Annotated in this window: 13 protein-coding genes; 9 read left to right on the top strand and 4 right to left on the bottom strand. The window is 56.3% G+C overall.

Annotation, left to right across the window (positions count from 1 at the left end; translation table 11 throughout):
- Positions 1-13: 13 nt before the first annotated feature.
- The gene (locus HNR45_RS04535) at positions 14-475 is read right to left on the bottom strand and encodes a hypothetical protein (protein WP_159822853.1); all 462 of its coding nucleotides are present in this window, start codon (positions 473-475) and stop codon (positions 14-16) included.
- A gap of 148 nt (positions 476-623) precedes the next feature.
- On the opposite strand from HNR45_RS04535, the gene HNR45_RS04530 reads away from it, so the two are divergent.
- The 5 genes from HNR45_RS04530 (at position 624) to HNR45_RS04515 (ending at position 4346) form a co-directional block, all read left to right on the top strand.
- The gene (locus HNR45_RS04530; protein WP_024048396.1) at positions 624-1067 is read left to right on the top strand and encodes a hypothetical protein; all 444 of its coding nucleotides are present in this window, start codon (positions 624-626) and stop codon (positions 1065-1067) included.
- Complete coding sequence (locus HNR45_RS04525) at positions 1064-2368, top strand: NfeD family protein (RefSeq protein ID WP_221417800.1); 1305 nt, start codon at positions 1064-1066, stop codon at positions 2366-2368. The genes HNR45_RS04530 and HNR45_RS04525 overlap by 4 nt, the downstream gene beginning before the upstream one ends.
- 9 nt (positions 2369-2377) lie before the next feature.
- Positions 2378-3346, top strand: coding sequence for a flotillin-like protein FloA (gene floA, locus HNR45_RS04520; RefSeq protein ID WP_024048394.1), 969 nt, complete (start codon positions 2378-2380; stop codon positions 3344-3346).
- A gap of 151 nt (positions 3347-3497) precedes the next feature.
- Positions 3498-3623 (top strand): hypothetical protein, encoded by a 126-nt coding sequence (locus HNR45_RS07305; protein WP_260399129.1) that lies wholly within the window; start codon positions 3498-3500, stop codon positions 3621-3623.
- A gap of 69 nt (positions 3624-3692) precedes the next feature.
- Positions 3693-4346, top strand: a complete 654-nt coding sequence (locus HNR45_RS04515) for a hypothetical protein (protein WP_159822849.1) — start codon at positions 3693-3695, stop codon at positions 4344-4346.
- 68 nt (positions 4347-4414) lie between these two features.
- Here HNR45_RS04515 and HNR45_RS04510 read toward each other — a convergent pair whose 3' ends face one another.
- Together HNR45_RS04510 and nrdJ are read right to left on the bottom strand one after the other, a co-directional pair.
- Entirely contained in the window at positions 4415-5287 is an 873-nt protein-coding gene (locus tag HNR45_RS04510; protein WP_159822847.1) for a haloacid dehalogenase-like hydrolase, read from the bottom strand.
- 15 nt (positions 5288-5302) lie between these two features.
- Positions 5303-7354 (bottom strand): ribonucleoside-triphosphate reductase, adenosylcobalamin-dependent, encoded by a 2052-nt coding sequence (gene nrdJ / locus HNR45_RS04505; RefSeq protein ID WP_200841499.1) that lies wholly within the window; start codon positions 7352-7354, stop codon positions 5303-5305.
- Between the two features lie 274 nt (positions 7355-7628).
- Here nrdJ and HNR45_RS04500 point away from each other — a divergent pair, with 274 nt between their 5' ends.
- The 4 genes from HNR45_RS04500 to HNR45_RS04485 are packed head-to-tail and all read left to right on the top strand — an operon-like array spanning position 7629 to position 10467.
- Entirely contained in the window at positions 7629-8396 is a 768-nt protein-coding gene (locus HNR45_RS04500) for an alpha/beta hydrolase family protein (RefSeq protein ID WP_159822843.1), read from the top strand.
- Complete coding sequence (locus tag HNR45_RS04495) at positions 8393-8908, top strand: pyridoxamine 5'-phosphate oxidase family protein (RefSeq protein ID WP_159822841.1); 516 nt, start codon at positions 8393-8395, stop codon at positions 8906-8908. The genes HNR45_RS04500 and HNR45_RS04495 overlap by 4 nt, the downstream gene beginning before the upstream one ends.
- A gap of 20 nt (positions 8909-8928) precedes the next feature.
- The gene (locus HNR45_RS04490; protein ID WP_159822839.1) at positions 8929-10200 is read left to right on the top strand and encodes a nickel-dependent lactate racemase family protein; all 1272 of its coding nucleotides are present in this window, start codon (positions 8929-8931) and stop codon (positions 10198-10200) included.
- Positions 10201-10209: 9 nt separating this feature from the next.
- A complete protein-coding gene (locus HNR45_RS04485; protein ID WP_159822837.1) occupies positions 10210-10467 on the top strand; it encodes a DUF951 domain-containing protein in 258 nt (85 codons plus the stop codon).
- 44 nt (positions 10468-10511) lie between these two features.
- Here the strand turns inward: HNR45_RS04485 and HNR45_RS04480 are convergent, their stop codons facing one another.
- On the bottom strand, positions 10512-12473 hold the full coding sequence (locus tag HNR45_RS04480) for a heavy metal translocating P-type ATPase (protein WP_159822835.1): 1962 nt from the start codon (positions 12471-12473) through the stop codon (positions 10512-10514).
- Positions 12474-12536 lie beyond the last annotated feature (63 nt).

The following is a 12536-nucleotide window of genomic DNA, read 5'->3' as shown; positions in this document are numbered from 1 at the left end:
GTATTTCTAGCCGTTAACTTTCGTGTTTTGCTTCCTGAAAGCGACGCAAAATCACACCGCGATCATGGGCGGAAAGTTCATGCCACGTGACCGGTATTACGCTCATACCGCCATTGCGATTGACTACATATAATTCGCGCCACGTCTCCGACACGCCGACAACCGAAGAGTACTCCACCGTGGCGGTCGTTTTTTTGCCGAACGTCTCCCCGAACAGGCCGCGGAGCGTCGTCGGCCGCAACGTGACTTCCATCGTCTCGGCATCGAGCACGACAAGCACGCGCTTGGCGCTGTGAATCAACCAAACGCAAACTAAAACGGCCAGGGCGTATTCTCCCTGTAAAAGGGAGCGCGGCGTCATCACCATTTGCATGCCGAAAACAATGCCCATCGCCGTGTAAATGAGTTGGAACGGAGCCGCCGCACGCACGGATGTCTCCAAAGTAATTTTCGTTAATGATTTTCGTTCCTGCATACAGCCTCCTTATATTATTGTAACGAACTCCTTCCCGACGGGCAAGGGCAATATGTTGTACCTTGTCTGTCGCGCGTTTGACACTGCTTTTTTCGTCAGGTATATTCAAAGTATAAATGTTGTTTTTCCGCTTTAGAAAGGAGCTAATATGATAAAACGAATCAGCGCGCTTCTTTGCAGCGCGTGTCTGCTGGGAATCACCGCCACCGTCGCGGCTCCGCCGCCGCCCGTACCGCAGGCGATGCCCCCGGCCGTGCGTGAACTTTCCCCGCACCATCCGCAAGCGATCCGTTACTATTTGGACGATGCCGTGCGCGCGGGCGTGATGACTCGCGCGGAAGCGGACGCTACCCAAAAGTATATGGAATTTCGTTACGAACGTCGGCAAAAGGATCTGGAATATGTCGCCGACATGACGTTGGACGAACGCCGCGCGTATATGGCGCAAAAGCGCAAGGAGCGCGGCAATCCGCTGCTCGAATACGCGTGCTACGCCCACCTCACGATCGAACGCGCGCAGGCGCTGATGAATTATTTTCACGCCGAAGCAAAAGGCGATAAATACGCCGCTAAGGCGCAAGGCGCTTCATGATGCCGCGCCCTCGCTTCGGTTGGCGCGTCCTTTGGTCGCTCTGCCTTTTTTGCTGTTTGGCGCTGACCGCTTTTGCGCAAAATGTGGTGTTGGTACCGATCCACGGTGAAATCAACGCCCAAACCGCAGCGCAACTCCATCGGTCGCTTGCGACGGCGCAGCAGGAAAACGCGCCGGTGGTACTTGATTTGGACAGTTTCGGCGGCGTTTTGACGCATGCCACCGCGATGCGCGATGAAATTCTCGCTTCCCCGCAACGGGTGGTCGTCTACGTGCATCCGCGCGCCTGGTCCGCCGGCGCTCTCTTGGCGCTCGCCGGACAGGATCTCGTAATGGCGCCGGGCAGTTCCATCGGAGCGGCGGAACCGATTCCCGCCACCGAAAAAACGATTGCGGCCGTGCGCGGTGAATTTGCCGCGACAGCGGAACGGCGCAACCGTTCTCCGGAACTCGCTGCGGCGATGGTCGATAAAACGCTCGGCTATCCGCCTTACGCCGCGCCGGGGACGATTCTTTCGCTGACAGAGCAGCAGGCGCAGGCCGCGGGTCTCGCGCAGACTTCGGCAGGTGATTTGACCACGCTGCTCGCGCATTACGGCTGGCAAAACGCCCGCCTCATTACCGTCGCGCCCGAGTGGTCCGACACGCTTGTCGGCTGGCTCGCGTCGCCCTGGTTGCAAATCATTTTAATTGCGATTATTTTCGTTTCATTATTCGCGGAAATCAAAACCGCCGGCTTTTCCGGCGGCGGCCTCGTCGCTTTCGTGGCAACGGCCCTGCTCTTTTTTGGGCAATGGCAAATCGGCAATCCGTCACTTTTGGCCGCGCTCATGCTCGCGGGCGGCGTGCTCATCATCTTGACCGATATATTCTTCGCCATGACCGGTTTTGTCACGGCGGCGGGGATCGCTTTATGTATCGGCGGTCTGTTTCTGTTGCTCGGCGGCAGCAGCTCGGCGCTGTATATCATCGCCGGCGGGCTGGTGCTCTCGATCATCGTGTTCTGGCACCTGGCCAAACATCTGACAACAGGTCGGCTCTGGCGGCGTCTGACGCTTTCGCAACGAAGCGACAGCGCGTCGGGCTACACCAGCAATGACGACTATACCTTTCTTACCGGACACGCCGGCATCACCGCCACGCCGTTACGACCGGCGGGCACGGCCAAAATCGACGGCCGTCCCTATGATGTTGTGACGCAGGGCGAATTCATCTTGCGCGGTACGCCGATCATTGTGCGTCGCGTCATTGGTAATCGCATCATCGTTGCCGCACGTTCCGACGGTGAAAACGAATTATAAGGAGGAAATATGGACTTTATTTTTCCGGGCTTCACCATTGTGCTAGTTGTCTTTTTTATCCTGATTTTGCAGCATTTCGTGCCGATTGGGTTGTGGATTTCCGCACTGGCGGCCGGCGTTCATATCAGCATCTTTGATCTCATCGGGATGCGCTTACGTCGCGTGCCGCCGCGCTTGATCGTGTTGCCGCTCGTCAAGGGCTCAAAAGCGGGACTTGAGGTCAACGTCAACCAGCTGGAAGCGCATTACCTCGCCGGCGGTGATGTCGACCGCGTAGTCGACGCGCTGATCGCCGCGCATCGCGCTTCGATTCCGCTGACCTTCGAACGCTCCGCCGCGATTGATCTCGCCGGACGCAACGTGCTCGAAGCGGTGCAAATGAGCGTTAACCCGAAAGTCATTGAAACGCCGATCATCTCCGCGATGGCGAAAAACGGTATCGAATTGCGCGTGCGGGCGCGCGTCACCGTTCGCGCCAACATCGACCGCTTGGTCGGCGGCGCCGGCGAAGCGACGATCATCGCCCGTGTCGGTGAAGGCATCGTCACAACCGTCGGCTCGTCCGAACGTCACACCGACGTCTTGGAAAATCCCGACCACATTTCTCGCACCGTATTGGAAAAAGGTTTGGATGCCGGCACGGCCTTTGAAATTCTGTCCATTGATATCGCCGACGTCGATGTCGGACGCAACATCGGCGCGGAACTGCAAACCGATCAGGCGGAAGCCGACAAACGCATCGCTCAAGCGCGCGCCGAAGAGCGCCGCGCGATGGCGGTCGCCAAAGAGCAGGAAATGCGCGCCCAGACGCAGGAAATGCAGGCCGAAGTGGTCCGCGCGCAGGCGGAAGTGCCGATCGCGTTCGCGGAAGCGCTCAAGTCGGGCAAATTGGGCGTCATGGATTACTATCGTTTGCAAAACATCAACGCCGACACGGAAATGCGTGAGGCGATTGCCAAACCGGAAAGCGAGGAATAATCATGGGTGTATTTTTACGAGCCGCGTTCTTTTTATCGCTTTTGCGCTTGGCGCTGTACTTCATCGCCGGTATCGGCATTGTCTACGCGATTGCCAAATGGTTACACCGTCGTTGACGGCTTGCCGTGATCTCTAAAGGAGGCGCAAACTCATGGGCTTTATCGGCAGTGTCATCCGCGCCATCGCGGTAACGACCGCCACTTTACTGCAAGTGTTGCTCTACGTCACGCTCGGCCGCGGTCTCTTCCATCTGTTTCGCAAAAAACGGAAACGCTAATAAAATAATCAAGACGGCAACGGCTTTCGTTGCTTTTGCTGAAGTTCAACGCACAGGAAAGGACAACCTATGGATTCATTGTTGGGCATCCTGCTTGTCATCGCTATCGTTGTTGTCGATTCATTGCAATCGCGACGGCGTAAAAAATCACAACAAAATCATTCGCTGCCGCCGGAGTACTCGGACCCTTCCGCGCAGCAAAATGCGCAACCGCCCCGACCTCACACGCAGAAAGGCGCAACCGCGTCGCGCCTGCCATCATTGGAAGAGGCCATCGAGCTTATGAAAAAGCAATGGTTGGCGCCTTTCGAGCCGCCGCTAAATTCCAATGACGCGGACGATCCTTCGGTCACCGATCCCGTTCCGAACGAAGATCCGCCACCGGAACGCGCGCCGAAAGAAAAACCGCCTATGGAAACACCGGCGCGGCATTCGGGAATGCCGATCGAAGAACCCGGTCACTCCGCGACGTTGGCGCATGCCGGACACGATCATGCCGGCCATCCGTTGCGTCAGGCGCCCGCCGCCGTACGCGATTTAAAAGAACCGTCGCTTCCGATCGGCAACGACAATCCGCTCGCGACGCTGAAGGCAACGCCCTTATCGGCGAGTCGCGTCGGCATGAAAGGTCGCCGCTTAACGCGCGAGGATTGGCGAAAAGGCATTATCATGGCCGCCATCTTCGGACCGCCGCGTGGCGATCAGCCGTATGAATTACCGTAATAAAAAACCGCCGTACGGCGGTTTTTTTTGTGTCTACTTTTTTATTACGTGATGCTAATTCGGAAAAATTATTGCCCTTGCTTCGCGTTCGCGAGTCGGCTCTTCGCGTCACGAAGGTCAGCCACCTTCCGCCGCTCCAACTTTTCCCGCGTCGCCGTCTGCGCGATAATCGCGCTGATCAACTGTTCCAGCGGCGCGCCTTGCCGATAATCCGCCGGCGCTTTGTACTGAATTCGCCCGTCGCGCAGCAAACCGTCCACCATGGCGGTCGATTCGCCCGGCGCGTACACGCCGATCGCATGACCGCCCGAGCTCGCCACCAGCTTCATGCACGGAATGTCCGTCGCGCTGTCGCCGATGTAGACGATATTGCGAAACGGCACGCGCATCTCTTCGTTCGGGAAATATTCATTGATGCGTTCGTCATTGACATCGAGCACGCCTTTTTTGATGCGAAACAGAAATTGCGTTTTATTCGTGTAGTTGACCGCTTGCGCCGGCCATACCGCCACCCCGTCTTCATCATAGAAAAAGGAGCTCGCGTAAATCGCTTTGAATTCGTTCGCAATCGCCGTGCCCGCGATCATTTCCTTCAATCCCGACGAGATGATGTAATGCTCCACCCGCACGCCCGCAGCTTCCCCCAGCGCGTTCACGTTGGCGAACCATTCGCGCACGCCCGGATACAACGGCACTTGCGCGCCGTACTCCGCCAGTCGATCGCGCGTGAACAACACTTTGCCGCGCGCCGTCTTCGCCATCAGGTACATGTACGCGAGATTGCGATCCATTTCATTTTGTTCCGCAAGTTTCCGCGACTCTCGCCAAAAATCCTCCACGGCGAAGCCGACGGACTGAATGTAGCCCGCGGCCTGCATGTCGTCCGGAGAAAGCGTGTGGTCAAAATCATAACAAATCGCCAAAATCGGCGCTTGTTCCATGCTCAGCACCTCGTTTTATTTGATCGGGCAAACTCCCGACGCGCATTCTTCACGATCGTCCAAAATTTCAAATTCCTTACCTTCGTTCCCCGTCGCCTGTTCATAATAATTCAGCAAATTCGGATTGAAGTCCTGCATCGTCGCCGTCATCGCCTCGTACTCTTCCTTCGTGATCGCTTCGTACGGCGCGAGTTCATAGTGATGATCCGACAAGCTCAAAAACGAGCAGGCGAGCATTTCGTCCCAATGGTCGTACACGTTTTGGCAAACGTCGTCCCATTCGTCGTCTTTAATCGAAATCGTATTGGAACTGTTCTGCTCCGTGTAGTACTTCTGGAAATCGTAATATGTCTGCAGCTGCTCCATCGCCGACACATCGTACTTCGTGCGCTTGACCGGCGAATAGCACGGAAAATCGATGACTTTCGTGCGCACATTCGGCTCTTCCTGTCCCACTTCGGGATGCACGCTCCAGCCGAGCGCCTCCGCCGTTTTGGCGAGCGGGTCGCTGGCGTTGACACGGATCCGACGAATAAAATATTCGCTGTGCGAGTAATGCAATCCCGGACTGACGCCGCCCGCCACCAGCGAGAGCGTGCCTTCCGGTTTCACCGCCGTCACCAGGAGCGAATGCGGCGTGCCGAGCTCATCCGCGTACTCATCCGCCGCTTCGCGGACTGCGTCATGCAGTTCCCGCATCAATTCGATTTGCTGCTCCCGATCGTAGCCGAGCGCGCTCATCGCGTCCTGCCAGCCCGTCATCGAGCAGCCGAGCAGGCGGTCGCGCTGATGAGTTTGGTTCCAATTGTGCAATTCGAGGTTCATGCAGGTCATGCGGTAGCACGCGCGCGCGCTCAACCGTTCCGCCGCCAAAAGCTCCTCTTTCAGCAGCTTGCCGTCTTTCACGAAGGCGAGAATATTGACCGTCGTCAGGTTACAGACGGAATTACGCGGCAGTAAAATTTCAAAGCAGGGGTTCAAGCCCTCGAAATCGGCGCGACGGCGTTTGCCCTCCGCCGCATTCACGAAGCCCGGCTCGCCCGTGTAGCGCAAGGTGTGAAAAATTTGCTGCAAGCGTTCGCGCGACGGTTTTTCCGTAAAATAAATGCTGTTGTTGCTCATGAAACGGTGGAATTTGTTTGGCGTAAGATCGGTTTTGGCCTCGATGACTTCATCATCGTCCGGCGAAATAATCGCCGTTTCCGCCGTGCGACGTACGCCGCCGACCACCACGTTTTCGCCGATGATATTGCAGATATCGAGCACGTGGATCGGGCGCAACTGCCCTTCGACCGGCGCGGGCGCGAATTCTTCCGTCGTCAGCACTTTATGAATTTTTTCAAACATCGTCGCCAGCGACTCATATCCCGACGCGGTGCCGCCGAACGTCACCAGCCGCTCGCCTTTCGGGCGCACGCCGTTGTAATTGATGCGGACCCGCTTAATTTTGCGGTAATCATGGCGCGTGTGAATATCGAGATAAAACTGCAGCGCCTGCACCCAGCCTTCTTTGGAATCGCCGACCACAATCGTCGCGATATCGTCCGTACGGAAAATAATCGACGTCGGATCGACGCGTTCATTCGACGGCAAAGGCTCAAACGGCAAGTTTTCCAAAATAACGTCATGGCGGAACTTCGGCAACTTCGCCACATCGTCTTTCAAAATGCGGAAGCCCACGCCCGTGCCGACCATCAAGAGGTAAAACAGATCGACAAACGCGTGCACATTATCCATCACCGTAAAAGCGCAATTGAAATTCGCCGTGATCAGACTTTCCGACGCGCTCGAACCGCCGATCCACAAGCTGCGTCCCGAAATAAATTGACGCAGGTTAAAAACATTGTCAAACAGCGCTTCCGCGTCTTCCTGATTTTCCGCCGCCATTTGGCAATTATACGTGAGCGCGCGTACGACGGTTTCCCGCCATGTTTCCCGCCGCCCCTCTTCCTCCAGCCAACGCGAATACGTGCGATAGTAAACGAACTTCGCCAACTGCGTCATATGCGCCGGAAAATGCGGATACTGCTGAATAAATTCCTCACTGAAACCGGTAAAACGACTCATATTCTCCTCCATACGATATCTTTGCAACCTGCAAGCAGGTAATCAATAATTTGTATATCTATTATACATCTTCTTTCTTCAGTTACAAGATATTGTATAATGCAAAATTTGTATAAGCATTTTGACAAGCGCCTGACAACCTTTTGCGCGTGTACGAAAATTTTCCGCCGCTTCGTCTTCCGCGCCCGCGCGGTTGGCGGCGTATCGTTTTTGTAATAGAATGAAACTAAGCGTAAAACGATACGTTCCCGATAAAACAAAGGAGTCGAATGTAATGAGCAAACAAGCACGCGCGTTTATGGTGAATATCTCCGCCATTACGCGCCAGGGCATCGATGCCATCCGCTACACCCCCGTCAATCCGCGCGGCCTGGTGATTTGGTACCACGGCTGGAGCTCGAAGATGGCCGGACAGGAACTGCGGGCGCTGGCCTTTGCGAACGCCGGCTGGGAAGTCATCGTGCCGGCGGCTATCTACCATGACAATCGCGGCGAAATCGATTACGAAGATCCGAAATCCTATCCGTACTTTTGGAAAACGCTGTTCCAAAACGTGCGCGAAAGCGATATTTGGATGGACTACGCGCGGGAAAACGGTTACAAATTGATCGTGTCGTCCGGCCATTCCATGGGCGGTTTCTCCGCGCTCGGCGTCGCCGCACAACAAAAAGCGGTGTCCGGCGTGGTCGCGATCAACGGTTCCGGTCATTGGCCGCTGAGCCACCTTTTCTTCCAGGCGCGCTTCGGCCAAATGTATCCGCTCGCCGCGGAAATCCATAAAGACGTGGAGGAAATGTCGCCGCACATGCACGCGCAGGCCCTCAAGAAAAAACCGTTCTACCTCATTCACGGCGCCGCCGACAACTCCGTCGACCCGCGCGCGGATGTGGAGTTCGCCACCATTTTGCAAGATGCCGGCGCCGATGTCAAAACGGAATTTATCGACAATCTCGGTCACTTCGTGACGACAGGCATGCTCGTGTCCGCCACCGATTGGCTCGGCAACCGCTTTTTATATACGGGTAAAAAGGAAGAGCGATGAAATCGGTAGCAATGCGTCGACCGGAGCAGGCACTCAGCAATGCAGACTGTCAGAAAATTTTACAGAAGCACCATGAAGGCGTGCTTGCTTTGATTGATGCCGACGGTCAACCATACGCCGTTCCGCTCAATTATTGGTACCATGATAATACGCTCTACTTTCATGGCGCCCCCCAAGGACATAAAATGAGCGCTATCGCCGCGCACCCGCAAGGCTCGTTTTGCGTGATTGATCGCGCCGATATTCATGCGGCGGAATTTACTACGTATTTTAAAAGCGTTATTGCCTTCGGACCGCTCACCGTCGTCCGCGACGTAGCGGAAATAAAAATGTTGATGCAGAGCTTCGGCAATCATTACCTGCCACAACATGAGCACACGGTGGAAGCTTTCGTCGATCAATATCTGAATGAAGTCGCGGTTTTTTATCTCAAAATTGAAACACTGACCGGCAAACAAGCCAGCGGTGTATTGAAAGAAGAAAAACTTCACGCCGCCGCGCAAATGATGTAAATCATTCGAAAAGGAGTCCCATGGAAACCACCTACACCTGGCCCTACGGCCGCCAAGAAATTTCATTTACATTGCCCGACGAACGGGTAAAAAATTGTTTAACCATGGCACAAATGCAGCCGCTCGCCGATCCGATCCGAGCGATTCGTGAAGCGCTGTTGCATCCGATCGACTCCGCCCCTCTGCCGGAACTGATTGACGCCGGCGACAAAGTCGCGATCATCGTCAATGATACGACACGCATCGCGCACACGGATATTTTTTTGCCGGTCATAGTGGAAATGCTGAACGAGCGCGGCGTGGCCGACGAAGATATCACGATTCTTTTCGCACTGGGTATGCATCGCCCGATGACGGACGAAGAAATGATTTCGCAAATCACGGAAGATCTCTTTCGCCGTCTGCGTACGGTCAACGCCCAAGCGCGACATGACGCGGATTACATCAAAATCGGCACGACCTCGTACGGTACGCCGGTCGCGTTTCACAAAGACGCGCTGGCCGCGGATAAATTAATTCTGACCGGCAGCGTCGTTCACCATTTCTTCGCCGGTTTCGGCGGCGGGCGCAAGGCGCTCTTTCCGGGCGTGGCGCATCGGGAAACCATCCGCCACAACCACTCGTTGATGCTCGATCCGCACGCGGTCATCGGTGAGATCAAAACCAATCCGATCTATCTCGATCAGGTCGAAGGCTGTGAAATGCATCGACCGACCTTTTTGCTCAATACCGTCTTGAATGAAAAGAAAGAATTCATCGGCGTGTTCGCCGGCGACTACATCACTGCGCACGAAAAAGCCTGTGAGTTGGTCGACCGCATGAACGGCGTCGAAATTCCGCGCGAATATCCGATCGTCATCGTGACGTGCGGCGGCTATCCGAAAGACATCAATATTTACCAGAGCCAAAAAACGATGGACAACGCCGTTTGCGCCGTGCAGGAAGGCGGTGTCGTCATCTTGCTCGCCGCCTGTCCGGAAGGTTCGGGCAACAGTGAATTTGACGCGACGGTGCGCGCGTATCCTTCGCCGGAAAAAATCGAAGCGTACGTGCGCGAAGATTTTCAAATCGGCCGTCACAAAGCGTACGCGGTTACGCGTCTGATGAAAAAAGCGGACTTCTATTTGCTTTCCGAAATGCCCGACGACGCAGCCCGCGCCGCCCTTTTCACGCCGGTGCATTCGGTCGAAGAAGCGCTGGCACTGGCGGAACAAAAACTCGGTCCGAACGCGGACATTTGCCTCATGCCGCAAGGCAGCTACACGGTGCCGCGGCTTGTGAAAAAGGCGTAAGGAGAAACCATGGCGTATTTAAAAGTAGATATCGGCGATATCGTCAACATGAAAAAGCCGCATCCCTGCGGCAGCAAGGAATGGGAAGTCTTGCGCATCGGCGCGGATTTTCGCATTCGCTGCCGCGGTTGCGGTCATACCGTGATGATCGCCCGTCCGAAATTCATGAAAGCGGTGCGCGGCGTCGTCACCAAAGTCGCCGATCGCGACGATTTCGCGCCGCCGACCGACCATTCTTTTCCCGCGGACGATGCCGCGCAAAATTAACCAACAAAAAAAGACCTCGTACGAGGTCTTTTTTTGTTGCGTCATCAGCCGCGGATGATATCGCGCGATAACGCGCCACAAGTCGGTCGGGCATCCGCCTCCCGCACGCCGGTCAAAATTTTGGTTTCATAGAGCCAAATCGCGTGCAAGGACACGATAATCGAGCCCGCGTTGTGCACGATCGCGCCCGTCACCGGCGTCAGCCAACCGAAAAGCGATAAAATGACGCCGAGAATATTCAGCGACAACGCGATCGCCAAGTTAATATGAATCGTGCGCAAGGTCTTTTGTGAAAGACGCGCGAGGTACGGTAAACGCGTCATGTCGCTCCCCGGCAAAATAATATCCGCCGCTTCGATCGCCATATCGCCCGCCGTGCCGCCGATCGCGATCCCGACATCGGCGCGTTTCAGCGCGGCCGCGTCGTTCACTCCGTCGCCGACCATCGCCACGCGTCGGCCCGCTTTTTGCTGCGCGGCAATGTACGCTACTTTATCTTCCGGCAGCAAGCGCGCGTGCACTTCATCAATCCCGACGGTTGCGCCGACGAATTGCGCCGTTTGCGCATTATCGCCCGTCAACATGACCGGCGTAAGTCGAGCGCGTTGCAGCGCCGCCGTCACCGCCGGCATCTGCGCGCGCACCGTATCCGCGAAAGCGACCACGCCGATAAGTTGATCCGCTTGCGCCACAAGCACTGCGATTTTGCCGTTGCTGCGTAACTCGTTCAGCGTGGCTTCCACCGTCGGCGCGATGTTGATTCCTTCTTGCGTGAGGTACCGTTCGCTGCCCGCGTAAAGAACGCTGCCGTCGGTCAGTCGAACGCGCACGCCGCGGCCGCCCGTCATCACAAAATCGGTATGCTCGGGCAGCGTGACGCCGACAGCCTGCGCCTTGTGCAGAATCGCCTTGCCGAGCGGATGCTCGCTTTGTTCTTCCGCCGCCGCCGCCAACGCCAAGACCTCTTGCGCGGAAACATCGTCTTGCAACGGCAACACATCCGTCACCGCGAGTTCGCCGGTCGTAATCGTGCCCGTTTTATCCAACGCGAGCGTATCGATGCGCCCCATCACTTCGAGCGCCGCCCCCGATTTGATAATCACGCCGGCTTTAGTCGCCTGCCCGATCGCCGCCACAATCGCCGTCGGCGTGGAAAGCGCGAGCGCGCACGGACAAAAGACGATCAGCACCGTCACGGTCCGATAAATCGTTTCCGTGAGCGGCGTGCCCCACCAAAAATTAAGCGCAAAGACGATAAGCGACAGGGCAATCGCCGTCGGCACGAGGTAGCGCACCCACCGATCCACCGTGCGTTGCACCGGCGCCTGCTCGTTTTCCGCCTCGCGCACCAAGCGCACCAGCCGTTGCATCGAAGCATCCGCGCCGACTTTCGTCGCGCGCATTTCAATCGCGCCGAAACCGTTCACCGTGCCGCCGAACACTTCCGAGCCGTCACGTTTATCCACCGGCAGCGATTCGCCCGTGAGCATCGCTTCATCGACCGCCGTCGCGCCCGTCAGCACCACGCCGTCCGCCGGAATCGTTTCGCCCGGATGCACGCTCAGGCGATCACCGACGCGGATCTCTTCCGCCGCTACCATTTCCGTTTCGCCCGCGTCATTGATCCGCCGCCCCTGCGCCGGCGTCTGCGCCAAAATTTGCTCCAAGCCGCGGCGCGCGCGTTGCACCGTGCGCCCTTCCAGCCATTCCCCGAACGCCATGATCCACGCCACTTCCGTCGCCGCGAACACTTCGCCCAACGCGACGCAGGCGACCAGCGCGATCCCGACCAAGAGCCACGACGTTAATTCTTTATCTTTCACGAGATATTCGATCCCGCCGAACAACAGCGGTATGCCCGTCAACAAAAGCACGCCCCAACCGGGATCATACATTTGCAAAAAAGCGTTACTCGTCAAATGACCGTACGCGCTCACGAGCAGCAACACGGTCATCAGTACCATCATGCGCGGTCTAAGCGCCCACTCCCACCAGCGATCCCACATAGTTCCTCCTTGTCAAATCCACTCTGTATCGTTACAATGTAAGTATTTAATGAACACATTGTT

The organism is Negativicoccus succinicivorans (assembly GCF_014207605.1).
Taxonomy (GTDB): Bacteria; Bacillota; Negativicutes; order Veillonellales; family Negativicoccaceae; genus Negativicoccus; species Negativicoccus succinicivorans.
The sequence above is the reverse complement of the archived record's forward strand: the minus strand, read 5'-3'. Positions and strand labels throughout refer to the sequence as shown.

Excerpts from the sequence above, each read along its gene's own strand:
- HNR45_RS04510 (WP_159822847.1), bottom strand. The coding sequence starts at position 5,287 with ATGGAACAAGCGCCGATTTTGGCGATTTGTTATGATTTTGACCACACG.
- HNR45_RS04495 (WP_159822841.1), top strand. The coding sequence starts at position 8,393 with ATGAAATCGGTAGCAATGCGTCGACCGGAGCAGGCACTCAGCAATGCA.
- nrdJ (WP_200841499.1), bottom strand. The coding sequence starts at position 7,354 with ATGAGTCGTTTTACCGGTTTCAGTGAGGAATTTATTCAGCAGTATCCG.
- HNR45_RS04530 (WP_024048396.1), top strand. The coding sequence starts at position 624 with ATGATAAAACGAATCAGCGCGCTTCTTTGCAGCGCGTGTCTGCTGGGA.
- HNR45_RS04525 (WP_221417800.1), top strand. The coding sequence starts at position 1,064 with ATGATGCCGCGCCCTCGCTTCGGTTGGCGCGTCCTTTGGTCGCTCTGC.
- HNR45_RS04515 (WP_159822849.1), top strand. The coding sequence starts at position 3,693 with ATGGATTCATTGTTGGGCATCCTGCTTGTCATCGCTATCGTTGTTGTC.
- floA (WP_024048394.1), top strand. The coding sequence starts at position 2,378 with ATGGACTTTATTTTTCCGGGCTTCACCATTGTGCTAGTTGTCTTTTTT.
- HNR45_RS04485 (WP_159822837.1), top strand. The coding sequence starts at position 10,210 with ATGGCGTATTTAAAAGTAGATATCGGCGATATCGTCAACATGAAAAAG.
- HNR45_RS04500 (WP_159822843.1), top strand. The coding sequence starts at position 7,629 with ATGAGCAAACAAGCACGCGCGTTTATGGTGAATATCTCCGCCATTACG.
- HNR45_RS04480 (WP_159822835.1), bottom strand. The coding sequence starts at position 12,473 with ATGTGGGATCGCTGGTGGGAGTGGGCGCTTAGACCGCGCATGATGGTA.
- HNR45_RS07305 (WP_260399129.1), top strand. The coding sequence starts at position 3,498 with ATGGGCTTTATCGGCAGTGTCATCCGCGCCATCGCGGTAACGACCGCC.
- HNR45_RS04535 (WP_159822853.1), bottom strand. The coding sequence starts at position 475 with ATGCAGGAACGAAAATCATTAACGAAAATTACTTTGGAGACATCCGTG.
- HNR45_RS04490 (WP_159822839.1), top strand. The coding sequence starts at position 8,929 with ATGGAAACCACCTACACCTGGCCCTACGGCCGCCAAGAAATTTCATTT.